Consider the following 22821-nt stretch of genomic DNA (forward strand, 5'->3'; position numbering starts at 1 on the left):
TTTGGGATAGCACAAAATAGATGTGCTATCCCAATAAACAACAAAATTTATCGACCAGACTTATAGTCATAAGGACTTGGTGAATTTCCTTCATTATAGAATACACTGAAATAGTCTAGAGGCCCAGTTGCTACTGGATCGGACGGCGAACAAACGAGTGTTGCTTCCTTGTCGAATATAATCATCCTATTAGATCCTGTTACTGATATAGGAGGAGTCTGTGTTCGCTTTGGTCCACTTGTTCTTTTAACACGAACTACTTTTTCAGTAATTTGACTACCAATCATGATTGTTGACTGGATACACAACAAACAAATCATCAAACATTTTTTCACAAGCATCCTTATATAAAAATTATGACTGTTCTACATTGCATGATAAAAACTAAACCAGATAAGCATAAAAAGCTTTTTATGAAAAATCAATAAGGAAAAATTCTTCATAAAAAGCTTTAAGTTTTAAATAATAAAAAAAATTATTTATTGTGATACAATTTTTCGTCTTTTAAGAGCATTACCAAATTCAAGGGCATACTCATATTGATTCTTACGTTTGCGATCTATGTTTTTCTTTTCTTTCAGTTCCATAAGAGACGCAGTAACACTCTGTTTGTGTTTTCTTTGTACTCTGTTCAAGTTAACATCGCTGCTAACTAACTGCGCTTGCTTACATACTTGCTCTACCATACGTAATGATGATTGTTGAGCAAGTGCTATGATTACTTCCATACTTGCCGCCATATCTTTATCATCTGTCAGTACATCATTAACCATCCACATCAAAGGCGATTCATTGTCATAATTTTTAACTGATTGCGCACCGTTTTGAATAAGAAGATTGACCATCTTTACCCTTTTATCCTTAACAGCAAGAGAAAGAACTGTATCTCCATTTGAATCTTGTTTATTAATAAGACTTGGATATTTTTCAAGCACATTACTAACAGCTAGCTCTTGACCCTGTTTTACCGCAGAAAACAACGATTGTCTGTACATTTCCTGTTCTTCTGCAATTTGCTTAATATTACGAAAATAAATGCGCTCTATTTTTGGTTTTTCAACTTGAGTTGATAACGTACTATCACTCTTTGCAGCTTGTTTCATAAGATTTGCCATTATTTCTTTTCCATAACCCTTGGGATGAATAGCAGTATTTATAATATAGAGGGACACATTATTCATTATCCCCACACCATCTTCGACTGAACAACATACAACTTTCTTACCATCTTTTACTATGGTCCACGCGACACCTTCACAACAACCATCACGATCCTTCAAAAGTACAGGTTTTTGGAATTCTCCAGCATTGGAAGGAATCTCTATCGTATGCGGCATTATATACTGCATTTCCGGCGCTGAATGTTTCTGTATTGAACTATTAAAACTTGTCGCAATATTGGCTAATAACTGTCTAGAACCATGTTGATTGCCTGACCTAAGACGCTTTAATAGGATAACTTCTTCCCTCGACCCACCACGCTTCATGGCCTGTGTTACACCACAAAAATTACATAATAACGCAGTTATTAAAAGATTTTTCACCGAAAAATTCATCTTATACCTCACATTTAAAACAAAAAACCCCTAAAATAATATATTATAATAATATCGCACCGGAAATAAATCTCAACTCTTCAAGCAAATTATCCTTTATGTTATCCTCGTGCTATATTCCAAGAACTACTAAGGGTACAACTTCTATGGCTGTCTATCTCAAAGACCTTTTACCAACTCTCATTAATCCAGAAAAAAACTGGAAAACTGATCTTCTCTACCGATGGCGGGATATTATTGGATCATTGCACAGTAAAGTGCGAATCGAAAAAATCCACGATGATACACTCATTCTTGGAGTTTTTCACTCCTGCTGGATGCAAGAGTTATACCTGCTGTCTCCACTACTTATTAAAACAATCAATGAAAAACTAGACCAACCATACGTCAAACAGATACGCTTTAAGCAGGTTGGTTTAAAAAAAAATAAAAAAAATATTGCTGAATCAAAAGCGATAAAAAAGAAAAAAGAAATTCAGTTAACCAAAGAAGATGAGTGCACCCTTGCAAAAATAGCGGACCCCACACTACGCGACGTACTCAGAGCATTTCGCATTCGGTGCTACCAGGAATAGTACACAATGAAAAAAAATAGCTTTTTTTTATACGTTTTATGCATCACTACTGCGTATATTGCTGCTGATAATACAACAACATTCCATCGTTACTTCTGGGCAAACTACAATCATTTTGCAGGGAACATCACACATGCACACAATTGGTACGAAAAACTTTTTTCCTCAAACAACTCCATTTACACCTACAAGGGATATCTTACTTTTCTTGCTGATACAAAACAATTCAAACAGATTGTAAGCCTTATGCCTTCGCTCAATAAAAAATTTGCGCAGGATCCTGATGTCCAACTTATTTTTGTTCAAGCTCTTAAAAAGACCAACCAAACTAAAAAAGCGGATGATCTTATTATTACACTCAGCCAATCATTTAAAACTCACGCAGAAATAGCACTATTCGCTGCACAAACCTACATCTTGAGACAAGAACCAGAAAATGCCCTTTTAACTATTGATGCATTTCTTAATTCTACACCACGTCGACCAAATAATTTTATGTTTCATTTTTTACAAACTCATATTTACGTCCAGCTCAACCAATTTTCTCTTGCATTGGAAAGCATCCAGAAATGCTTAGAAATGCATCCACACTTTGATAAAGGTTGGCTCTTATGTGCATCTCTCTACGAAAAACAAGGTAAAATAAAAGAAGCTCTTTCTGGATATGCTACATTCCTTGAACTTTCTGGTGGTAATAGCCATATAGAGCAACATCTTGTTTCGCTGATGCTCAAATATAAAACAATTGAAGATAACAAACAAAATCTACTATCTCACAAAGTAAGTATTGATAATGCACTCATTCTGTTCAAACAACAAAAATATGCTCAAGCATTAACACACACAAATAGCTGCATAGCACAACAACCGAATAAAGATGAATACAAGCTGTTCAAAGTACAAATTTTAGCTGCTATGAAAAATTTTAATGAAGCATCCTCTACGCTGACTACATGGATTATTGCAGATTCACACAATGACCTCTGGCCAAAAGCACTCAATCTTCTTGCTTATAATGGTATGCCGCGCACACAAATTATTGAAACTTTCAACACTATTCTCAAAAAAAATCCTGATATTCTTTGGTGCAACCTTTACTGCGCAGATATGTGTATGCGAAACGCACAAAATGATTTAGCGATTACCTATCTGGAAAAAGCTTTACAATACACCATGAATAATACACTTGCTGCAAAAACATTGTACCAATTGGGCCTGTTACACTATGAACAAAGTAATTACGAATCAATGCGCACTAATCTTGAACGCGCATACGTATATAATGCAGAATGTCCGCACACTAACAATGCTCTTGCATATTATTGGACAACAAAAGGAAAAGATACCACTAAGGCTCATACTTTTATTGAAAAATCACTCGCTGCAAACAGCACAAATCCCTACTTTCTCGACACACATGCACTTATTTTGTACAAAGAAAAAAAATACCCGCAGGCACAACACATCCTCGAACAACTTGCCCATCACAACAATAGCACTATGTTGCTGCATCTGGCCAAAGTACATTATTCATTGAATAACAAAGAAATTGCTGATACCTTTACTAAAAAAGCTCAGGATTTGGTTAAGAATAATCACGAAAAAAAAGCTCTGCACAAGATGCAATTATTATTAGCTCAAAAATGAATACAAAAATAATCTGCTGCGTTGCGGGAAAGTCCGGCGGACACATCATTCCCTGTCTAACAATCGCAAACAATAATCGCGCTCAAAATGAGCGCATTAATATTTTATTTTTTTCTGCAAATACACCGCTGGATAAAACGATTGTATCGCAAGATCCAACTGTTTGGCAGCATGTTATGCTTCCACTCAGTACACGTGCAGGATCACTAGTAAAAACAATATGGCATGCGTTTTGTTCATTCATTCTCAGTTTTTTTTACCTCTGCAAACACAGACCAACAAAAATTATCACCACTGGCGGCATTGTTGCCATTCCAACCTGCATTGCAGGATTTATGTTGCGGATACCAATTACACTGTATTCACTTGATGCTGTGCCTGGCAAAGCTATACAGTTTCTTACGCCACTTACAACTTCAGTAGTTACGTGCTTTGCAAGTTCTCAAAAATATTTTCCCACACAGAAATGCTCTGTTGCATCGTATCCCATCAAATACCAAGGCACAACCACCATTAATAAAAAAGATGCACAGCAAAACTTAGAACTATCTTCAGAAAAAAAGACACTCTTAATACTCGGCGGATCACAAGGATCACTCTTTTTAAACCAGTGCATAAAGCAATGGATCAATGATTCATCATTTGATCCAGAAACAACTCAAATTATTCACCAAACAGGCTCTTTCGATACAACTGATTGGAATAGTCTTTATGCATCGCACAATATTACCGCGCATGTTTTTAGTTATTATCCAAATCTTGCACTAATGTACACGGCTGCCGATCTCATCATATGCCGCGCAGGAGCAGGAACATTATTTGAAATTATATTTTTCAACAAACCCTGCATCATAATTCCGTTGGAAACAAACACAACGACTCATCAAATTGACAATGCACATGCCATGACTCACGAATACCCAGAATTATTTTGTACAATTACACAAAGTGAAGTGGAACAAAATAATGAAATTTTGTTCCAAAAAGTTACTGAATTATTAAAAAGCACCTGATTGATCAGATGCTTTTTAAATAATAATCCACAAGATTTTTATTACTCCAGACAACGTATTGGCCTACCAAATATACGTGTTGAATCAATGCATTTATTTTTATTATCTTCTAATTCTCGATTTTTCCACCAATCTTCTGTAAGAAATTCTTTGGGAACTTTCTTTTTATCATCGTCCGTAGGATCTTCCAATCCATATTCCTGTTCTAATATATCAAACCATTCAGTCCGTAATGACGTAGGAAATTCAGTTGCGCAATTAGGACAAAACACCATTACAGATATTGATGTTGATTTAAAATCTCGAATGCTATATTCCCGCCATCTTTTACTATATTGAATAGGACAATATGCACTTTCTATCTGATAATCCAAAGCGCCACAACAATATGACGGCAATCCATCATTCAAATTCTCCGACATCCTACAACTCCTTCACAAATCACGTTTTTTCCACCACTCATCAGTCAAAAATTCTTTAGGAACTTTCTTTTTGTCTTCCTCCATAGGACTTTCTAATCCATATTCATTTTCTAATATATCAAACCATTCTCGGCATAGTGATATAGGCAATTTTTTACCACAAAACATGCAATAATCCATTATTATGTACCCAGTCGACTTAGGAATCTTTACACCATATTCACGATATTTCGCACTATACAACAAAACTCCTACGTCACTCACTAATCCACGATCCATGGTCAAACAACAATGAGGTCCTTTATAATTACGTCGCTCTTCCTCAATCTTTTTATCTATCTCGTCAAGCCAATCTTGATCATTCATATTAATACCTATCCTTCTAATCGTCTACGTGGTTCCATTCTACCCTGTTCTGTTTTCTTCTTATTCTTGGTTCCGTCAAAATTTGCTACTTGTTTCCACCCTTTATCTTTACCAAAAACTTCCAGATGATCTTTATGCATGGCATCAACAACTATATAATCACCTTTTTTAAAACCATCACAATTTTCTATATTTTTTATTACATTAAAAGCTCGTTTGCCTTGATTAGTACACTTAGATCGTTCTAATGATTTTCTTATTTTTTGTCCAAATGAATGCTCTTTAATCCAGTCTTCGGTACGATTATACTGCTGTCCATCATATTGTTTTTTGTCATCACAATCATCTTTTTTTGTATCTTCAAAATGCACAACAGATTCTTGTACTACTTCGATCGGAAATTCGCAACCATCATTCATCCCTTCTGGTGTTTCATACGACATAATTTCAGTAGTTTTTGTCTGACCCTCTACTGCAATAGTACAACCTGGCGAAAGCTCAACAACAGGAACATACAAAGGAAAACAACCATTAACTTTTGGTATCGTATTATCGTGTACTTCTCTAAGTACCTCTTCTTGTGAAAAACATCCATCCAATTTTTTCTTATTTTTCTGTAATTTCTTATGTGCATAATACATCACAAAACCAGCAACACCAAAAGCGACCACTTCTCCAATCGCCAATGCCACTGCCGCAGGCGGGCATGTGAAAGACAATGCTATTACGGTAGCTGTTGTGGTTCCTGGCTCTACGTTATGTACAACAATTCCATAATGTCCAACACAAAAAGTATGATTTGTATCAACAGAAATTGCATACATTTCTTGTTGCTGATTAAGCACTTCAATTGCTTTAACAAAAACAATTTCATCCTTACAACACAACAACTGATCTGATAGCTCCAATTCATGTGCATTAATCCATTTACTTTTGTTTAAAACATAAAATTTTTGATCTGGTGATGCGCATACGCATTCATTATCAACAGTTATTTTGATGTAAGAATCAACTGCATAACGCTTTGTGTAACTAATAGGATGATGTGTACATATTTTTTGATTATCATATGCAATAATATAATTACCCTCCACACACTGTTTAATTGGTACAAGTCCTTGCTGTGCATGCACCAATGTTCCAACAACAAATCCATCAGCATGCAATAATCTTATCCACAAAAATACGCTCAAGAAAAAAACGTGATTCAATAGATTTTGCTTCATCCCATTCCTTTTCTACCATATGAAAATTAATTATAACATTACACCAAAATTGGAATAGCACCCCGCTTGCCCAATTCCGAAGGTAAGCCCGTGCGTTCATCAATAATCTTTTTTTGCAATGAAGGATCATATGAAAATGTTTTTTCAGGAGACTCTATTACACGATTAAACGCCAGCCAAATAGGAAACGCAGTACGAATTGGATACACATTATTTCCCATCGGGCGATTATCGTCAAACCCAACATACACAGCCGTTGTTAATGTTGGCGTAGAACCAATAAACCAACAGGTGCGAGAATCATTTGTTGTTCCTGTTTTGCTCATTGCTTCTGACTTGATCCAATTGTTTGCACTGTACATGTTTTTTACGCGCAGCAAGCCCAAATTTAAAACCGCTTTTACTTGCCCAACAATACGACTATCAATCACACGTTCACTTTCGATGGTAGTTTTATACATTCTTGTGCCCCACCGATCTTTTATCCACGATACTGCATGTGGTTCAACATATATTCCATCATTTGCAAACACGTTAAACATTCCTGCACTTTCACACAAGGTTGTATCAACACAGCCAAGAGCCAACGAAGGATAGGTATGAAAATTACTTGTAATACGACATTTTTTTGAAAGATTAATCACCACATGCGGGCCAACACGCAAAAATGTTTTAATAGCTACAATGTTATTTGAATGTGATAACGCATATGCAAGCGTAATAGTCCCATTAAATTTTTTGTTATAATTGTTTGGCGCCCAGATGGTATTGCCTTGTACCCATTCAGTCGCTTCATCAACATCAGTATCAGCAAACGTCATACCTTTATCCAATGCTGCTGCATAAATTAATGGTTTTAAGATGGACCCAATTTGTCTACGCGCTTGCATTGCTCTATTAAATTTTGATGCAACAAAATCAAATCCTCCAACTAATGCTTTAATCTCTCCCGTTTTGCGATCAATAACAATCATGCCACCATCAATTTCATCACCAAATTCTTTGCGCAATTTTACCATTTCTGTTGTGAAGGCATCTTGTGCTGCTTCTTGCATCTTTTTATTAAGTGTTGTTTGAATATGCAATCCTGATGAATACAACGCTGTTTTACCAACAATAGTTTCAAGCTGCATGCGCAACATTTCTTTTACATGCGGTGCAAAAACATCGTAACTTTTATCTGTTATCTCAACACAGTGCGCTACTGCATCTTCATACTCTTGTGCGGTAATAAAATCTAAATGTTTCATTTTGCCTAAAATAACATCGCGCCGCTTCTGTGCTGATAACGGATATACAAGAGGACAATAGCGCGCAGGAGAACGAATAATCCCTGCAAGTGTTGCAGCTTGGCTAATAGAAATTTGATGCGCATGTTTAGACCAAAATCGTTGACTAGCAGCTTCAACACCATAAATACCACATCCAAAACAAACGTGATTAAGGTATGTATACAAAATTTGTTCTTTGGTCAACTGTTGTTCAACCAAGACTGCGTACAACTGCTCTTTTATTTTTCGTGTAAATGTTTTTTGTGAATCAAAAAATAATAACTTGACCAATTGTTGCGTAATGGTACTTGCACCCTGTGCTTTGCGTCCGTGATAGATATTTACTGCAATTGAACGAATAATTCCTTTCCATGAAATACCATTATGCGTAAAAAAATTCCAATCTTCTGCTGCGATAAATGCATTAATCAGATGCTGTGGTAAACGAGCTCCATCAACAGGATCGCGCCGATCTAACTGAAATCGCCCCCATTCATTGCCTTCATCATCAAACAATAAAGACGGTCGCCCCGCGTTGTACTGAGAAAGAATTGAAAAATCGATTGTATGATTATGCACAACAAAAAAAAGAGCACCGCAACCAAAGATACCCATCATAAAAATACATACAAAAATGAGATATGTAATGCGAGAAATTGTCATGGTATACAACTGATTTTTAACGTGACAAATAAGACAAAATATACGTTATTGTATATCAAAACAAGATAAAGCAATATATAATAGATCTGTATATAACTAAAAAATCTATTTTATCCCGTTCGCCCTGAGTTTTTTTGCTTGCAAAAAAGTATCGAAGGGTACACCTTAAAATAAGACTTTTTCTTTATTGATTTCACATTTTACCCTTCGATACTTTTTTGAGGATAAAAACATTTAGGGCGAACGGATTTTTTTAAATGCACAACCAAAAATATCCAACAACCGTAATACTTCTCAATTCATCTCACATCCATACCCCACTCGGCACCATGATTGCAATTGCAGATGAAAAGGCATTGTATCTATTAGAATTCACCAACAGAAAAAATATAGACAAGCAACTACAACAACTACAAATCAAAACAAACGCAACAATCATACCGGGAAAAAACAACATACTCGATTTGGTTGAACGCGAATTGAAATTATACTTTGCAGGAAAACTAAAAAATTTTAGCGTACTTGTACATTTTTCGGGAACTCCATTTCAGCAAAAAGCATGGTCTGCTTTACAAGCAGTTCCGTATGGTCATACCTACAGCTACGCACAAGAGGCAGCAATTATTGGCGACAAAAATGCTTGTCGCGCTGTTGCCAATGCTAATAGCGTCAATAAAATAGCCATTGTTGTCCCTTGCCACCGTATTATTAAAACAAATGGTGATTTGTGTGGTTATGCTGGCGGCCTTGAACGTAAACAATGGTTAATTGAACATGAAAAAAACAATACTCTCTCACAATAAAAAGTGGTCATGCATTTTGTACATGACCACTCATAAGATTCTCGAATTAATCTACTCTAAATAATCAACGCTTTTTGCAGCTTTTCTGGCGGTATTAATTATTAACTGGGCAATATCATCAATAATATCGTATGCTGCTAACAGATCCACAGACTTAGTTTTTTTTCTCGCAACAGATATTTTTAATTTGAGATCTAACATTCTATCAACAATACTATCAAACAGTGGTCTAAATTGTATCTTTTTTTCCAGACGCATCTGTGCAGTTGTAATGCTTTTGCGTCCAACAGGAGAAAACATATTGTTGTACGTAATCTTGATGCCATTAATAAGATCATAACTTGCATTGTTAATTTGTAGTATACAGTCGTTCAATAATGTATGATTCTTCTTGTTGTTCTTGACATAATTACGAAGAATACCTAAAGCTGCTTCTGTCTCGTCTTGCCATAATTGTAATCCATTTTTATTGACAGGCGCTTTGAATATCCAATCTCTTCCAAAAGCCTCATTACCCGCAAGAATCATGCGCGCTGAAGACCACTGTCCTACATTCGTTCCATATAATCCATGGAATAAGATACCAGTTAAACCCAAGAAAATTATGCTTTTCTTCACGTTCCCCCCTTGTCTAATAATTTATAAAGTTAAAACATTTAACTGTTTTTATTATACAAATTACCAAATTGAAAAGTAAACTAAATTGCGATAGTCTCCTAAAGGATTAATTCCTCAAACATCATTTTCAGATTCATGGTCCTGTTCGTCGCTTTATGTATAATCATCCCATAAAACTTTCATCCGTTCTATTCTTGCTTCTTTTGTGGGACAGGATCTAAATTCCTCAATAATTCGCCAAGACAACTCAATTTCGCTGATCAATAAGTAATCTTTTATGGTAAAATAATTGTTAAGCACAGAATCAGCATATCTTTTCATTAAACAAGCTGTTTTATGATCTCGTAAACTAGCATACAACATACTAAAAACGGATATTCTCTTTTGTAATGTAATTAAGCAATGAACATTGAAAGATTTGTCCTCGATTAATTGATCCAAAAAGTGCCCAATAACTCTTGGAACTATACCTAACGGTTCAATCAATTCTTCAACCATACAAATAATAATAAACTGTTTCAATTTGCGATTTGCTCCCATCCAGAGATCATAATTAAGAGCTAAACATCCAATACTACATTCTTTTGAGTTAACAGAAATGGAATCCCCTTTTACCTCTATAGCCTCTTTCATAGGAAAACACACACAATAAAAAAAGGGAGCTTCTAGCTCAGATGACAAATGTACTCGCCCAGGGTAAATGCCATGATACTTCATTTCTTTATTTATCATGCATAGGGCATCTAAAGGAAAATTTTCATCACGAATAACCTTAGATTTGCCTCTATTTTCTTCGTTACATGATATCAGTTCCGCTTCTTGCAAACATAGGTCCCATGCATGCTCGTCTATTTTATGTTTTTGCCTAAAGCCTTCAAGCGTTTTTATTCTTTTACTTTCAATAATTTCTCTATATGCCCGTAGTTTTTGTAGGTGCTGTCCATAATCAATAATAGACTGTTTGTCTTCTTGATACACAAATAGTCTGACCGTATTTCTAAAAGATCGTTCATGTTCTTCATCAATTTCTTTACGCTTCAAGAAATACTCTCTCATGCTTTTCTGGGTTTCACTACCAAAAATAGCAAATGACATAACCATACACATCATCAAAGGTTTATTGTTCATTACTATTCCCATTTTATTAATCCATCATTATCCAGAGACTAGTGCACATAATTGATTTCTACTAAATGTCGTTATACAATTTGAACAAAAACAATCTTTTAATTTTTGGGAAACATAATGAAGCGCTCATCCCATCTTTTGCTAATAATGCTTTGTACAACTCATACAACTCATACAATGGAGAATCCTACCAAACAGCCAAACACCAAAGGCATTATTCCTTTGTTTAAGGAATCAGATTCCAATAAAATGGCGTATTTTAATGTGATACACCAAGCACTCGTAGATGACATACGTATGAATTTATATGAGAGAACAACAAGTGAAAATGAACGCATAGCTCTGATACAAAATTCTCAAGCACAATTAAGACTTATATACAAAGAATGTCAAGATTTAGGACCTCGACAATACCTCGAACAACTTAAAGAACACCACGAAATTGAATTAGCAGAATTTACTGTTGCAAAAGAATTTCAGATTCTTGAAATAGATGAATTAATGGCAGATCTGAAATAATAAGAGAGTGACTAAAACAAAAAAACCTTAAAAATGCATAACAACTCGTGCAATAAAACTCGTGCCTTGGGGACGATTGCGTGCACCACCTTCAAGGTACAGATAACTAAAAAACACAATATCTGTTGAAAAAAAGTACGCTAAACCAGGACCTGCACCAAATACGCGTTCTTTGCTGTTGGGTATTGTTACGCCATTGGCACGATTATTGTGCAGCTGCCCTAATGCATAACCAACTGGACCTACATATAAATGTGGATACACTTCGTACGCCAAACTGTAGTTCAGACACATCGCATCACCTGCCCTAAAATCAATTTTTTCATTTTGCGCATTCCACAAATAATGCAAACGCCATGATAAACTCCACTTGTGAGAAAGATACAACGTCGCAGCCCAATGTGGTCCACAGTAGAAAAATGTGTTACTTGGATTAATTTGTTTTTCTGGTAATTTATTTTTCCCAAGCGGAGTTGAAAAATCAAACTCAAGACGATGAATAAATAATGGTCGTCCTTTGTGCATAATTGCAGGCCACTGTATATAAATACCGCAGCCAAGATTACCAAAACCACTTCCGCTACTTTTTATACCTAATGCATTTTTATTAATTTTTGAATAAATCACCGTTGGTATACTGAGTAAAAAACCAGGCATTCCATGAAGCTTCATTTGGTACTTAGATTGGTACACGAACTGAGTAATAGTAATAAGCGATCTAAAACGAGGAGAAGGAAGTCCACCAAGTGACTTTCCCTCATCGTTTAAAAATCGTTGCGTAGTATAATATTGCAGGTATTGTTGCCAATAAATACCAGGATTTGGTCGTACAGGGCCACCATCAAGAATATTGGTGAAACCAAGATTAATGCCCGGCAACCCATAACCAAGAATAGTTGATGTAAAAAAAACAACCGCGCATAGTACAAGATGCTTTTGAAATTGTGTCATAGCACTACAAAATTATAAACGTTGAAATACGGCAGGCTGTGCCTGTTTACTTCTTTTTATGTCACCATCATCATCTTCAAACAAATCATCTTCTGTTTCGTTTTCTTCTTCGGCATCGTCTTCATCTTCGCCATCAAAGATAAACAGACTTTCATCAATGTGCGCAGGAACTTCTTGTTTTCTTTTTAACCATGTACGATTCATTACGTCATACTCATCTAACTTTGAACGAATTCCTTCATGGTGAGAAAGAATATAGAGTAACACACAAGTGAGTACGGCCACTGTTTGTATAGGACATTCTTTAAAACTTGCTGCAACAACTGCGAACGGTAATATATTGGTAAGTTTATTAATTACAGGAAGACCTTCAACGTTTTCAATTGCTTCCCCAAAACGAACAAGGCCGTTACGCAATGCTTGATAATAATGATCCATCGCCAATAAGCTTGTGTTGCACACCAGAATTATCATCATTACTACAAAAATACGCTTCATCCCATCTCCTTATTTTTTTAATGATACGCACTCTCTAACGTTGTACAAAAACTATCACTATTGCGATCATTGTCAACATCAGCAAATATACAGTACGCTCAAGCAATGTTAATCTACTGCCCATTTTGCTACGTTATTCGTTCAGTCTTTGACGCATCATTACAGATTAACTGCCTCATCCCTGGTATGCCCACATACTGTACAGTACTATTGTCAAATAGTTTGCCGCACAATGCGCTTTGTAACCTTCTTTTTCCATTATCATGGTTTTCTAAACGAAGCATAATACAAGATGAATTATGTCCTTCAATACATGCATCATTACTTTTTATCTTTAGCGCATCGTAGGTGGCATTATCCGAAAAACAAAGATTTTGTAATGGTGCAATACCTGCAAGAGCAACTTTACTATCTCCACTACCAATTACCTTTAAGGTCATAACTTCAATGTGATTGTCAGTAGAAATCATTTTCGCATTATCTGCAAGCTCTATCTGTAGCATTTGTGATCTGATTGGTGTTGCAAATTTGGCTTCAATACAGTCCTCTAATGCTATCCTAGCAATGTTTCGCAAAGCAATGCGATATGTACTTTGTTTACAATCACAATTTAAATAAAAGCAATAATCATCTTCTGTGTTTAATCTTAACGCATCTACACTCTTTTTATCAGCCGTAACGGAAATATATTCTTCTTCACCTTTTTTTGTTTGCGATATGAGTAAAAGCCCTGAACCTTTTACTGCAATATGATTAATTCCCTTACCCATTAAAGAGATACGCATTGTAACAAGATTCAACTCATCTTCTATTTCTTCTTTGTCTAAATTAGGCTCCGTCATAGGTATCTTATTATCCAATTTACCATAAGAATTACCCCATAAAGATTGCAACCAATTAAAAACACTACAATACTGATATCCTACAAATAAAACACCCAACACTATGGTAGTTATAGCTATTTTATTTTCTAAACAATAGTCCATAGGCTTGACTTCTTGATGTGTAAAAAGCAAAACTACACACATCATACAAACAAATGTTTTTTTTACCTTCATACAGCATTCTCTAACTTTTATAGCAAGAAACAGGTATTATTTAATACTATGTTGTACACTAATGACGCTAAATATAACTTTTTTTTTATCGGATTAATAATTCTATTTCTGCTGATTGATTTAGGACAATTTTTTTTGATTGGAACAGTAATTGTACCATTACTTTTATGCCTCTACTGCCTACTGCTTTTGAATAATCCACGGTACATGCCGCTCATACTCATAGCATTTTTGCAATGCCTTGAATCATTTTGTTTTTATAACTTTTTCTCTCTTGCTTGTGTATATCTTGTTCCAATTACCATCCTAGCCTTACTTTTCAAAAAAAACCTGTACCCGTCACATGCTCATATTATTACCCTTGCCCTGATCGGTATTATTCTTCAAACATATGCTATTGAAGGCTATTTTTTGCATATGTGGCCAATAAACCACTATACTATTATGAGAATAGGTGGTACACTATTTGTGATAATATGTTTCTCTTTGACAATAAATATTTGGGGTATGCAAGACAATCGCGCGTAAACTACGGTTTACGGTAGGAAAGTCTAGACCCCATGTTACGATTCTCTTCACATGGGAACCCCATTGAAGAAAAAACCTAACATGGAATTTCTAGATTTAATCTCACCGTAAAATCTAAAGTTTATGCGAGGAAAGTCCGGACTTCCAATGAACATCGGTACCTATGGAGTATATGCCTCTTTACAGGGGCCCCCATGCATGCATGGGATCAAACATAGGAGAGCGTAAGCTCATGGAAAGTGCCACAGAAAATAACCGCCCACCGTCGCGTAAAGCTATGGCGGGTAAGGGTGAAAACGTGCGGTAAGAGCGTACGATTATGCATAGTAATATGCATAAGTAGGTAAACCCTACCGGAAGCAAGACAAAAAAGTGTGTGTCGGTCGTTCATTCCGGTCAAACACACGGGTATGTCGCATAGATAAATGGTTGTCAGTCTGAAGATGCTGCACTGCATATTCAGATCACAAAATCCGGCTTACTGCAAACCCCAAAAGTGTATTATTACCCTTCGATACATTCTACTTTAACCAACCTCCACTATCGTTTCGGTCGGGTACCCATTGAAAGGAACTGTAAATGGGTTAAAAACACTCAGGGCGAACGGAAAAAAGGAACAAATTTCGCACTAAATATTAAAAAATCTCCTATCTAGTTTCTAAATATTCCAATCCGCTCGCCCTGAGTGCCCCGAAGGGGTGTATCGAAGGGTTAAACACATAAAAAAGCATGAATATCAAAAACTTTGTATGGTTAGCACCTTTTTGCAGTTTTGTCCTTGGATACGTAATAATGCAAAATTTGTTCCGTGTACCAGAAGCAAGCACACCTGCTCTTATCGGCAAACATATTCATGCAATTCTTCCGCTCATTACGCAACACAATCTTAACATTCGTTTAATTGATCAGAAAGAAGAAGCAGATCTGCCTGAAGGCATCATTCTCAATCAAACGCCTGCAGCAGGAACAACAATTAAGCCCAATCAACCATTGTTCATTGTAACTACTAAAAAACCTCTGGTTGCACGCGCTCCGCATTGTGTTGGAATACATATTGATGAGTTGAACAATCAACTACAAACAGAAGGTATTCACCCTCGCATGTATCACTTGCCACACCCGTATCCAGAAAAGATGTGTTTTGCACAATCACCACAACCACATGAATTTCTTGAAAAAAACAGACTTATTCTGTACATTTCATCGGGAAATAATAAACCAATAATTTGGCCAGATTTTACTAATATACCATTGCAAGCAGTGATCGATTTTTTGGATAATTACCACATAGAGCCACATATTATTAATAATTCTTTATACAACAATGATACAGATACTGAATATGTTGTAACGGATCAACGACCATTTGCAGGAACATTATTAACGTTAGATGAAAACAAACCATTATCGGTACAACTGCGAGTGCGCTAAAAATTAATACGCTACATAATGCGCTCATCCTGAACTTGCCCGCCATCGCTAAAGCTAAGGCGGACTGCGCCTGCCGAAGTCTTGACGAAGGCTGGTTGAAGGATGGCACGTAAAAAGGACTACCATGAATAAAATACACTTTTCACCACAAACTCATATTTTTCTATGGGATCTGCATGATGTTATTTTAACAAAAAGTCTCTGGAGTTGGTTTATGATCTGCATGCGTTTTAAACGTAAAAAAGAATTGGTAAACAGACTGGATAAGAAAATAATAAAAATAATGTTCACTTTTTTACTTGAACGTTTAAAATTAACTAAAAAACAGATGGTCAGTGAAGAATTGATTAAAGCAGCACAGCAAGCAAATAATGATGCTCTCATTGAACTGACAATACAAGCATGTTCCTCATACACTCCTATCAAAAAAACTGTTGTACTTATGCAGGAATTATCCGATCTTGGCTATACACATCACCTTGGATCAAACATCGGCAAAACTGTCTTTGATGATTGCACCGAAAAATTTTCAGCAATTTTCAATCTTTTTGAAGGCGTCACCATCCCCTTTGAGGCTGAAAATGCAAAAATCATCAAAAAACCGCATCCAAACTTTTTCCATACCCATGCTACAAATTATAATTTACAACCACATCAGATCATTTTTATCGATGATAAGTTAGCAAACGTACGTGCTGCACAATCAATCGGCATGCATGCAATGCATTTCAAAAATGCCAAAGATCTGCGTAAACAGCTTATTAGCCACCACATATTAAAACATTAATCGTACATCAATTACTAGTGTTTTATTGACAAATTGAATTGATGTTAATTATAATCATGATAGTTATACGTATCAGTTTAAAAAAAGGAAGTTTATTTCATGAAAGCTATAAAAAAATTGTTAGTACTCATAATTGTATGCTACACATCAACAATAGTATCAGCACCAATAACATCACAAAAAGCTAACCAAATGATACAAAGTCTTAAAAGTCAAACTGCTCAATTGACAACATTGTTCGCGCAACCTATTTTCTCTGAAATACCAACAACAGATCTACCAACCTTAAAAAACAATATTGCTAAAGATGTACAAAACATCAGAAATGATCTGAAAAAAATAATTACGTTATTGCAGACACTGAGTACACAGCAACAAGAAATGCTTAGCCAATAAGTGGTTTGAATTTTAGACAAAAAAAAGCACCGCAGCACATTCTGCGGTGCTTTTTTTTTGAATCTATTAGCTTTGACTATTTTCCCATTCAGCCAAAGCAACTGCTAATTCTTTTTTTAAATCGGTTAATTTTTTCTGCGCATCAGCAAACTTGGGTGTACCAAAAACAAGATCGGCAAAGCTATTTTCAGTTTTAGTAATTTCATGTTCAAGTTTTTGAATTGTGCGTTCCAGCACTTTAACTTCCGACTGCGGCTTTTTGACTGAAATAACTTCTGCTTCTTTTTTATCTTGGCTTACTTTTTTATTACTCACTTGCTCAGCACCTTGTGCTTTTTGAGCCTCTTGCTGCTTTTGATATAAATAAAGCTCATAATTACCCTGGTACTCTTTGGCACCATCAACACTAAGCTCAACAACATCTGTTGCAAGTTTATTCACAAAATCCTGATCATGCGAAACAAAAAGAATAGTACCTTGATACGCATTCAATGCAGTTAACAAAATATCTTTTGATTGAATATCCAAATGGTTGGTCGGTTCATCAAGCAGCAAAAGATTAGCGTTTTGCAATAATACTTTGATCATACCAACACGGTTTTTTTCACCACCGCTGAGCACTCCAACTTTTTTATTGATAGAATCTTTTGTAAACAGGAATGAACCTGCAAATGCTCTAACTTTTTGTTCCGTGGCTTTTGGACAACTTTCAGTAATATTTTCCAAAATAGTTTTATTAATCGCCAACGATGCAGTTTGATCCTGATCAAAAACCGTGTAGTGTACGTTATACCCAAGAGTAATTGTACCTGTTTCCAGAGGTAACTTATGCGCAATTAAATTAAATAACGTTGTTTTACCCACACCGTTTGCGGCAACCAATGCTATTTTTTTACCGCGCTGAACTTCAAAAGAAACATTTTTGAATATTTGTTTTTCACCAAATGAATGTGCAACATTTTCAATTTTGAGCACTGTGCTGCCAGATTGTTGAATTGGTGGAAAATTAAAATTAATATCAGGTGCTTTTGGCGGTAACTCTATCCGTTCAATTTTTTCTAGTTTCTTGACCATACTCTGCGCAACAGTTGCCTTACTCGCCTTTGCCTTAAACCGATCAATAAATTCCTGCTTTTGTTTGATATCGCGCTGCTGATTTTTATATTGCATCTCTAACAATGCTTCATCATGAGCTTTTTGTTGCTCATAATCATTATAATCACCAACGTACAGCTTACCATTGCCACGCTCAAGCTCAAAAATAACATCACACAATTGATTCAAAAAATAACGATCATGGCAGACTAAAACAAAACCAAATGGCGCACGTTTTAAAAATTGTAAAAACCATTCTTTAGCAACAATATCCAAATGGTTAGTTGGTTCGTCAAACAGATAAAAATCTGCTTTTTGTAATAAGAGCTTAGCAAGCACAATGCGCATTTTCCAACCAACGCTCAAAGTACTCACAGGTTCGTCAAACACTTCTGGTTTGAACCCTAAACCCATTAAAACCTTTTTTGCTTCCGCACGCATACCTTCCTGATCAACATGGAGCAACTTTTCGCACACAACTGCATAGCGTTCAAGAAGTTCATCCAAATCATCAGCATGGTCCAATTGCGCTTCTATCTTCTTTTGTTCATCCAATAGATCAGCCACATAGGCAAATGCTGTATAGGTTTCTTCTACAATTGACTTATCCGATTGCAAAACCACATCTTGCGAAAGATATGCAATACTCTTACCCTTTTGTATGGAAACAGCACCACTATCAAGCTGCTGTTGTCCTGCTATCACCTTAAGCAAGGTCGACTTGCCTGAACCGTTCCGTCCAACCAAGCCAATGCGTTGATCGTGGTCAAAAACAAAGGAAATATCAGCAAAAATGACCTGTTCGATCATTTCTAAACAAATATTATAACCGTTAATCATGCGTTAATTCCTACAAAAAATCAGTTTATTACGTCCCCAATAGAAATAATATATCACTAAAATTACTATTTGGATACCCCAAAACAAACTTTGTGCCTTTATAATAACAGTTTTTTACTACACACTAGCTAAATTATTGACTATATGAAATTGTTTTATATAAACTAAAGAGCAAATAGAGGATAGTTTCATAAAAAAAGGCTTTATCCGTGAAAATAACCAAAAACAACGCTTTCCTTACTTACCTACTGCTTGCTCTAACGTTTAACGTCTGCAGTATGGATCAACTGCCTGAGGGAACCCCCTTTTTTCCACCTGGTGCAAGTAAAGAGCGTCTGGTACAATTCTTACTCACCACAATTCAACAATCTACAGACTTATATAACATCTGTGAACAAATTAGAGGATATGCTCAAACAGACAAACAACTTAATGCTTTGATTAATGATCCCTTTATTTCTCGTGTACTCGTAGAAAATATATCCGCACACTTTAATCGTGACAATGAATTCGCGTATAGGATATTACAGACTCAACATGCACGACTACAACTCCAACTCCAAAAAAAATGTGCACCACTATATAAAAAGAAAATTCTATCTCAAAAAGATATTATAATGTTCAACACATTACTCACACAGGGCCTTGATTTAAATTTTACCAGTAAAAATCCAATTTTGGGAATCACCTTTCCATTAATTACTTGCGTGTATTCTAGAAATTTAGGAATGATTCAGCTGCTCTTAAAAAATGGAGCCAATCCTAATCAAGTATCACCCGATGGAGAAACACCATTAATAATAGCCATAGACATATTAAATCCCAAAACAGATGTTGGAATCTTTTTCATTTTAGCTAAGTATTCCGATATAAATAGAATGAGTAACGGAGTCACTCCATTGATCTACTGCATCCGCTCAAGAAAAATACCATGCGCAAAATTACTCATAGAACAAGGTGCTGACCCCATAATGCCCGATGCCGATAATAAAACTCCTCTATTGCTCGCTGAAGTAATTTCCAAAATGTCTCCTGAAATGTTGGAAATCGTTACTCTCATAAAAAATGCTATAGCTAAAAAATCAAATAACCAAGAGGAAGATGTACAATGAAGATAATAAAAAATAAGGTATTTCTTACACTCTTATTGTTAACTCCAGCATGCACCGTGTACACAATGGATGAACCGCCAAAAAAAACCAGTAAAACTCGCCGCATCGCTCAATGGGCAATGATAGCAGGAGATCTCTTATTAGGAAATATCCCCGTGCAAAAGATACATCTTATAGAACAAACGAGTGAACCTTTTGCTTTTACTGAATTACCAAAAGAACTTCAAAACACAATCAAGGTCTTACTTTTAACAGGAGCTACAGCAAAGACACTCAATGAAGTAGCGTTTACTATTACCTCCCTTGCGCAAGTAAATCGTGAATTGAATGAATTAATAAATGGTCCTACATTCTGTCTTCAAATAATAAAGAGTTTGTCTAAGAGATTTGATTGCCCCGATTTTGATGTATGCTTAGCACTACAAATCAAACAAGCAAAATCTCAATATGAATTACAAAAAAAACTTCTTGACCTATGCATTCAACAAAAAGAACCTAATCAGCAACGGTTTGCTTTGCTGTGTTATCAAGGAGTAGACTTAGAATTCACTTACAGTTATGATAATCACATTGCAACACCACTTATGATAGCATCTCTCAATAATAACTTTATGATTGGTTATCTGCTTAATGCAGGTGCCAATGTCAATCAATCTAACCCTGATGGCATAACAGCTTTAATGTTAACATCACAAGAAGATACTACTAGATTAGCAATGAATCGCCTTATAATAAGTCCAGATATCGTCATTAATCAACAAGATAAGGCTGGAAACACTGCACTTATGTATGCATTAATCAATAATGATAATATAAAAAACCTACAAAGATTACTCGATAAAAAAGCTGATCCCGAATTACCTAATTCTGCAGGTATTACCCCCCTGATGGCAGCACAACAAACTGGTGATAAAGCAATTATTACTCTTATTCAAAATGCAATTGATACAAAACATGGTAGAAAATAAATTGGAGATGTACTATGAAAACAGTCAAAAAAAGTAGTTCATTGTTTGTCTTTGGCATGTTTGCAGTAGTGTCTAACATCTGCAGCATGGATGAACCACAACCTAAAAAAAGAACGTCTTCCAGAACACAACGTAGACGTAGTTTGACAATAGATGAATCACAACCTAAAAGAAGAACTTCTTCCACACCACAACGTAAACGGAGTTGGTCACAAACAGCAATAGATGCCATACAAAAGCTTGTACCAATACGAGAAGTATCAAATAAAGAATCATTCAATAAATTGCCCAAGAATAAGAAGGCAACAATTATTAGTCTCATTACAACAAACGTTAATACTGAGTCATTAGACATTGCAGCTCATACCATTAATTCCCTTACACAAGTGAATCATGAATTAAATCAACTCATAAATAATCCTGATTATTGTCTTAAAGTAATAAAAAATCTTGCACAAAGATTCGATTGTTCTGATTTTGTAGCTTGCGCAGCACTACAAACACAAGCCGCAAAACAACGCTTAAAAATACAAAAACAATTCTATGATATATGCATATCACAACAACACCCAATGGAAGAATTTAATATATTATTTGCTCAAGCAGATGTAACATTTACTTATGACTACCTGGGAGAAGAATTCTCACCTATTATAGATCAGAGTATGCCTCCTCTACAACTTACAATAATTAAAGCCCCAAGGACAAAACCTGCCTTTTTTGAAAAATTTATCGCAAAACCAGAAATAATTAACTTACCAACCAGTACAGGCATGACCCCATTGATGGCAGCCATACACATGACTAATATGCCTTATATTCTGGCACTCCTTCATATCCGTAACATCGCCGTCAACCAAAAAGATTTAAAGGGAAACACAGCCCTCATGCTTGCAATAAAACAAAGAGATCCTATACCAGCGATAATAGAAGCAATTCTACAAGCAGGCGCAGATCCTCATATTGCTAATAATGATGGCCTCACACCACTTACAGCAGCAGAACGAACTAGAAATAAAAGAATTATTGATTCTATCAAAAATGCAAACAACATATGAAAAATAAATTGGAGTAGCTGTGAAAATAATCAAAAGAACTAATCCACTGTTTGTCTTATGTACACTTACAGTACCCTTCAATATCTGTAGTATGGATGAACCACTAAAACTAGAAAAAAAAGTAACTACAACACAAAAGTTTAATCGCTTTATGGTTCATTCAAGTTTGAAGTGCGACTATCTCAGCGCCAAACGCCTCGGCGGCTGACCTAAAACCTAGGCACTTCCTTGGTAAATTATTTATCTTTGTTTCAATCCGGTCTAACTGATCCTCAGTTAAATCCTTAAGCGG

23 protein-coding genes and 1 other RNA gene are annotated in these 22821 nt (G+C 35.7%); 12 read left to right on the top strand and 12 right to left on the bottom strand.

Going from position 1 to position 22821, the window contains the following annotated elements; genetic code table 11:
• Positions 1-47: 47 nt before the first annotated feature.
• On the bottom strand, positions 48-335 hold the full coding sequence (locus tag VJJ26_04555) for a hypothetical protein (protein HLC07430.1): 288 nt from the start codon (positions 333-335) through the stop codon (positions 48-50).
• A 144-nt stretch (positions 336-479) separates the two neighbouring features.
• Positions 480-1556: a hypothetical protein gene (locus tag VJJ26_04560; GenBank protein ID HLC07431.1), complete on the bottom strand. Its 1077-nt coding sequence runs from the start codon at positions 1554-1556 to the stop codon at positions 480-482.
• Between the two features lie 146 nt (positions 1557-1702).
• Between VJJ26_04560 and VJJ26_04565 the strand changes: the two genes are divergently transcribed.
• From VJJ26_04565 to VJJ26_04575, 3 genes are read left to right on the top strand one after another with little or no spacing between them, the layout of a single operon-like run.
• Positions 1703-2131 (top strand): DUF721 domain-containing protein, encoded by a 429-nt coding sequence (locus VJJ26_04565; protein ID HLC07432.1) that lies wholly within the window; start codon positions 1703-1705, stop codon positions 2129-2131.
• A gap of 6 nt (positions 2132-2137) precedes the next feature.
• The gene (locus tag VJJ26_04570) at positions 2138-3778 is read left to right on the top strand and encodes a hypothetical protein (GenBank protein HLC07433.1); all 1641 of its coding nucleotides are present in this window, start codon (positions 2138-2140) and stop codon (positions 3776-3778) included.
• Complete coding sequence (locus VJJ26_04575) at positions 3775-4791, top strand: UDP-N-acetylglucosamine--N-acetylmuramyl-(pentapeptide) pyrophosphoryl-undecaprenol N-acetylglucosamine transferase (protein HLC07434.1); 1017 nt, start codon at positions 3775-3777, stop codon at positions 4789-4791. The genes VJJ26_04570 and VJJ26_04575 overlap by 4 nt, the downstream gene beginning before the upstream one ends.
• A gap of 41 nt (positions 4792-4832) precedes the next feature.
• Here the strand turns inward: VJJ26_04575 and VJJ26_04580 are convergent, their stop codons facing one another.
• The 4 genes from VJJ26_04580 to VJJ26_04595 are packed head-to-tail and all read right to left on the bottom strand — an operon-like array spanning position 4833 to position 8694.
• Complete coding sequence (locus tag VJJ26_04580) at positions 4833-5213, bottom strand: hypothetical protein (protein ID HLC07435.1); 381 nt, start codon at positions 5211-5213, stop codon at positions 4833-4835.
• A gap of 12 nt (positions 5214-5225) precedes the next feature.
• Positions 5226-5579, bottom strand: a complete 354-nt coding sequence (locus VJJ26_04585) for a hypothetical protein (protein HLC07436.1) — start codon at positions 5577-5579, stop codon at positions 5226-5228.
• Positions 5580-5587: 8 nt separating this feature from the next.
• Positions 5588-6805 (bottom strand): Hint domain-containing protein, encoded by a 1218-nt coding sequence (locus VJJ26_04590; protein HLC07437.1) that lies wholly within the window; start codon positions 6803-6805, stop codon positions 5588-5590.
• 38 nt (positions 6806-6843) lie between these two features.
• Positions 6844-8694: a PBP1A family penicillin-binding protein gene (locus VJJ26_04595; GenBank protein ID HLC07438.1), complete on the bottom strand. Its 1851-nt coding sequence runs from the start codon at positions 8692-8694 to the stop codon at positions 6844-6846.
• Between the two features lie 302 nt (positions 8695-8996).
• On the opposite strand from VJJ26_04595, the gene VJJ26_04600 reads away from it, so the two are divergent.
• Entirely contained in the window at positions 8997-9542 is a 546-nt protein-coding gene (locus tag VJJ26_04600) for a methylated-DNA--[protein]-cysteine S-methyltransferase (GenBank protein ID HLC07439.1), read from the top strand.
• A gap of 51 nt (positions 9543-9593) precedes the next feature.
• Here the strand turns inward: VJJ26_04600 and VJJ26_04605 are convergent, their stop codons facing one another.
• The gene (locus tag VJJ26_04605; GenBank protein ID HLC07440.1) at positions 9594-10160 is read right to left on the bottom strand and encodes a hypothetical protein; all 567 of its coding nucleotides are present in this window, start codon (positions 10158-10160) and stop codon (positions 9594-9596) included.
• Between the two features lie 153 nt (positions 10161-10313).
• Positions 10314-11288: a hypothetical protein gene (locus VJJ26_04610; protein HLC07441.1), complete on the bottom strand. Its 975-nt coding sequence runs from the start codon at positions 11286-11288 to the stop codon at positions 10314-10316.
• Positions 11289-11405: 117 nt separating this feature from the next.
• Here VJJ26_04610 and VJJ26_04615 point away from each other — a divergent pair, with 117 nt between their 5' ends.
• Complete coding sequence (locus VJJ26_04615) at positions 11406-11807, top strand: hypothetical protein (GenBank protein ID HLC07442.1); 402 nt, start codon at positions 11406-11408, stop codon at positions 11805-11807.
• A gap of 27 nt (positions 11808-11834) precedes the next feature.
• On the opposite strand, the gene VJJ26_04620 is transcribed toward VJJ26_04615, so the two are convergent.
• From VJJ26_04620 to VJJ26_04630, 3 genes are all read right to left on the bottom strand, one after another.
• Positions 11835-12758, bottom strand: a complete 924-nt coding sequence (locus VJJ26_04620) for a transporter (protein ID HLC07443.1) — start codon at positions 12756-12758, stop codon at positions 11835-11837.
• Positions 12759-12770: 12 nt separating this feature from the next.
• Entirely contained in the window at positions 12771-13256 is a 486-nt protein-coding gene (locus tag VJJ26_04625) for a hypothetical protein (GenBank protein ID HLC07444.1), read from the bottom strand.
• Between the two features lie 128 nt (positions 13257-13384).
• A complete protein-coding gene (locus tag VJJ26_04630) occupies positions 13385-14314 on the bottom strand; it encodes a hypothetical protein (GenBank protein ID HLC07445.1) in 930 nt (309 codons plus the stop codon).
• Positions 14315-14816: 502 nt separating this feature from the next.
• Between VJJ26_04630 and rnpB the strand changes: the two genes are divergently transcribed.
• The 4 genes from rnpB (at position 14817) to VJJ26_04650 (ending at position 17456) form a co-directional block, all read left to right on the top strand.
• Positions 14817-15338, top strand: an RNA gene (gene rnpB / locus VJJ26_04635) — RNase P RNA component class A.
• 296 nt (positions 15339-15634) lie between these two features.
• Complete coding sequence (locus VJJ26_04640; GenBank protein ID HLC07446.1) at positions 15635-16273, top strand: PASTA domain-containing protein; 639 nt, start codon at positions 15635-15637, stop codon at positions 16271-16273.
• A gap of 124 nt (positions 16274-16397) precedes the next feature.
• Positions 16398-17060, top strand: a complete 663-nt coding sequence (locus VJJ26_04645; GenBank protein ID HLC07447.1) for an HAD-IA family hydrolase — start codon at positions 16398-16400, stop codon at positions 17058-17060.
• Between the two features lie 99 nt (positions 17061-17159).
• Positions 17160-17456: a hypothetical protein gene (locus tag VJJ26_04650; protein HLC07448.1), complete on the top strand. Its 297-nt coding sequence runs from the start codon at positions 17160-17162 to the stop codon at positions 17454-17456.
• Positions 17457-17522: 66 nt separating this feature from the next.
• Here the strand turns inward: VJJ26_04650 and VJJ26_04655 are convergent, their stop codons facing one another.
• Complete coding sequence (locus tag VJJ26_04655) at positions 17523-19391, bottom strand: ABC-F family ATP-binding cassette domain-containing protein (protein HLC07449.1); 1869 nt, start codon at positions 19389-19391, stop codon at positions 17523-17525.
• A 209-nt stretch (positions 19392-19600) separates the two neighbouring features.
• On the opposite strand from VJJ26_04655, the gene VJJ26_04660 reads away from it, so the two are divergent.
• The 3 genes from VJJ26_04660 to VJJ26_04670 are packed head-to-tail and all read left to right on the top strand — an operon-like array spanning position 19601 to position 22529.
• Complete coding sequence (locus VJJ26_04660) at positions 19601-20503, top strand: ankyrin repeat domain-containing protein (GenBank protein HLC07450.1); 903 nt, start codon at positions 19601-19603, stop codon at positions 20501-20503.
• A complete protein-coding gene (locus VJJ26_04665) occupies positions 20500-21471 on the top strand; it encodes an ankyrin repeat domain-containing protein (protein ID HLC07451.1) in 972 nt (323 codons plus the stop codon). Before VJJ26_04660 ends, VJJ26_04665 begins: the two co-directional genes overlap by 4 nt.
• 14 nt (positions 21472-21485) lie before the next feature.
• Positions 21486-22529 carry an ankyrin repeat domain-containing protein gene (locus VJJ26_04670; protein ID HLC07452.1) on the top strand — a complete coding sequence of 348 codons (1044 nt, stop codon included), beginning with the start codon at positions 21486-21488 and terminating at the stop codon, positions 22527-22529.
• Positions 22530-22821: the final 292 nt, after the last annotated feature.

Source organism: Candidatus Babeliales bacterium (assembly GCA_035288105.1).
Lineage (GTDB): Bacteria > Babelota > Babeliae > Babelales > Vermiphilaceae > SOIL31.

Bases quoted from the DNA above. Each gene is read 5' to 3' on its own strand.
- VJJ26_04560 (HLC07431.1), bottom strand. From the start codon at position 1,556: ATGAATTTTTCGGTGAAAAATCTTTTAATAACTGCGTTATTATGTAAT.
- VJJ26_04565 (HLC07432.1), top strand. From the start codon at position 1,703: ATGGCTGTCTATCTCAAAGACCTTTTACCAACTCTCATTAATCCAGAA.
- VJJ26_04570 (HLC07433.1), top strand. From the start codon at position 2,138: ATGAAAAAAAATAGCTTTTTTTTATACGTTTTATGCATCACTACTGCG.
- VJJ26_04575 (HLC07434.1), top strand. From the start codon at position 3,775: ATGAATACAAAAATAATCTGCTGCGTTGCGGGAAAGTCCGGCGGACAC.
- VJJ26_04580 (HLC07435.1), bottom strand. From the start codon at position 5,213: ATGTCGGAGAATTTGAATGATGGATTGCCGTCATATTGTTGTGGCGCT.
- VJJ26_04585 (HLC07436.1), bottom strand. From the start codon at position 5,579: ATGAATGATCAAGATTGGCTTGACGAGATAGATAAAAAGATTGAGGAA.
- VJJ26_04590 (HLC07437.1), bottom strand. From the start codon at position 6,805: ATGAAGCAAAATCTATTGAATCACGTTTTTTTCTTGAGCGTATTTTTG.
- VJJ26_04595 (HLC07438.1), bottom strand. From the start codon at position 8,694: ATGATGGGTATCTTTGGTTGCGGTGCTCTTTTTTTTGTTGTGCATAAT.
- VJJ26_04600 (HLC07439.1), top strand. From the start codon at position 8,997: ATGCACAACCAAAAATATCCAACAACCGTAATACTTCTCAATTCATCT.
- VJJ26_04610 (HLC07441.1), bottom strand. From the start codon at position 11,288: ATGAACAATAAACCTTTGATGATGTGTATGGTTATGTCATTTGCTATT.
- VJJ26_04615 (HLC07442.1), top strand. From the start codon at position 11,406: ATGAAGCGCTCATCCCATCTTTTGCTAATAATGCTTTGTACAACTCAT.
- VJJ26_04620 (HLC07443.1), bottom strand. From the start codon at position 12,758: ATGACACAATTTCAAAAGCATCTTGTACTATGCGCGGTTGTTTTTTTT.
- VJJ26_04625 (HLC07444.1), bottom strand. From the start codon at position 13,256: ATGAAGCGTATTTTTGTAGTAATGATGATAATTCTGGTGTGCAACACA.
- VJJ26_04630 (HLC07445.1), bottom strand. From the start codon at position 14,314: ATGAAGGTAAAAAAAACATTTGTTTGTATGATGTGTGTAGTTTTGCTT.
- VJJ26_04640 (HLC07446.1), top strand. From the start codon at position 15,635: ATGCAAAATTTGTTCCGTGTACCAGAAGCAAGCACACCTGCTCTTATC.
- VJJ26_04645 (HLC07447.1), top strand. From the start codon at position 16,398: ATGAATAAAATACACTTTTCACCACAAACTCATATTTTTCTATGGGAT.
- VJJ26_04650 (HLC07448.1), top strand. From the start codon at position 17,160: ATGAAAGCTATAAAAAAATTGTTAGTACTCATAATTGTATGCTACACA.
- VJJ26_04655 (HLC07449.1), bottom strand. From the start codon at position 19,391: ATGATTAACGGTTATAATATTTGTTTAGAAATGATCGAACAGGTCATT.
- VJJ26_04665 (HLC07451.1), top strand. From the start codon at position 20,500: ATGAAGATAATAAAAAATAAGGTATTTCTTACACTCTTATTGTTAACT.
- VJJ26_04670 (HLC07452.1), top strand. From the start codon at position 21,486: ATGAAAACAGTCAAAAAAAGTAGTTCATTGTTTGTCTTTGGCATGTTT.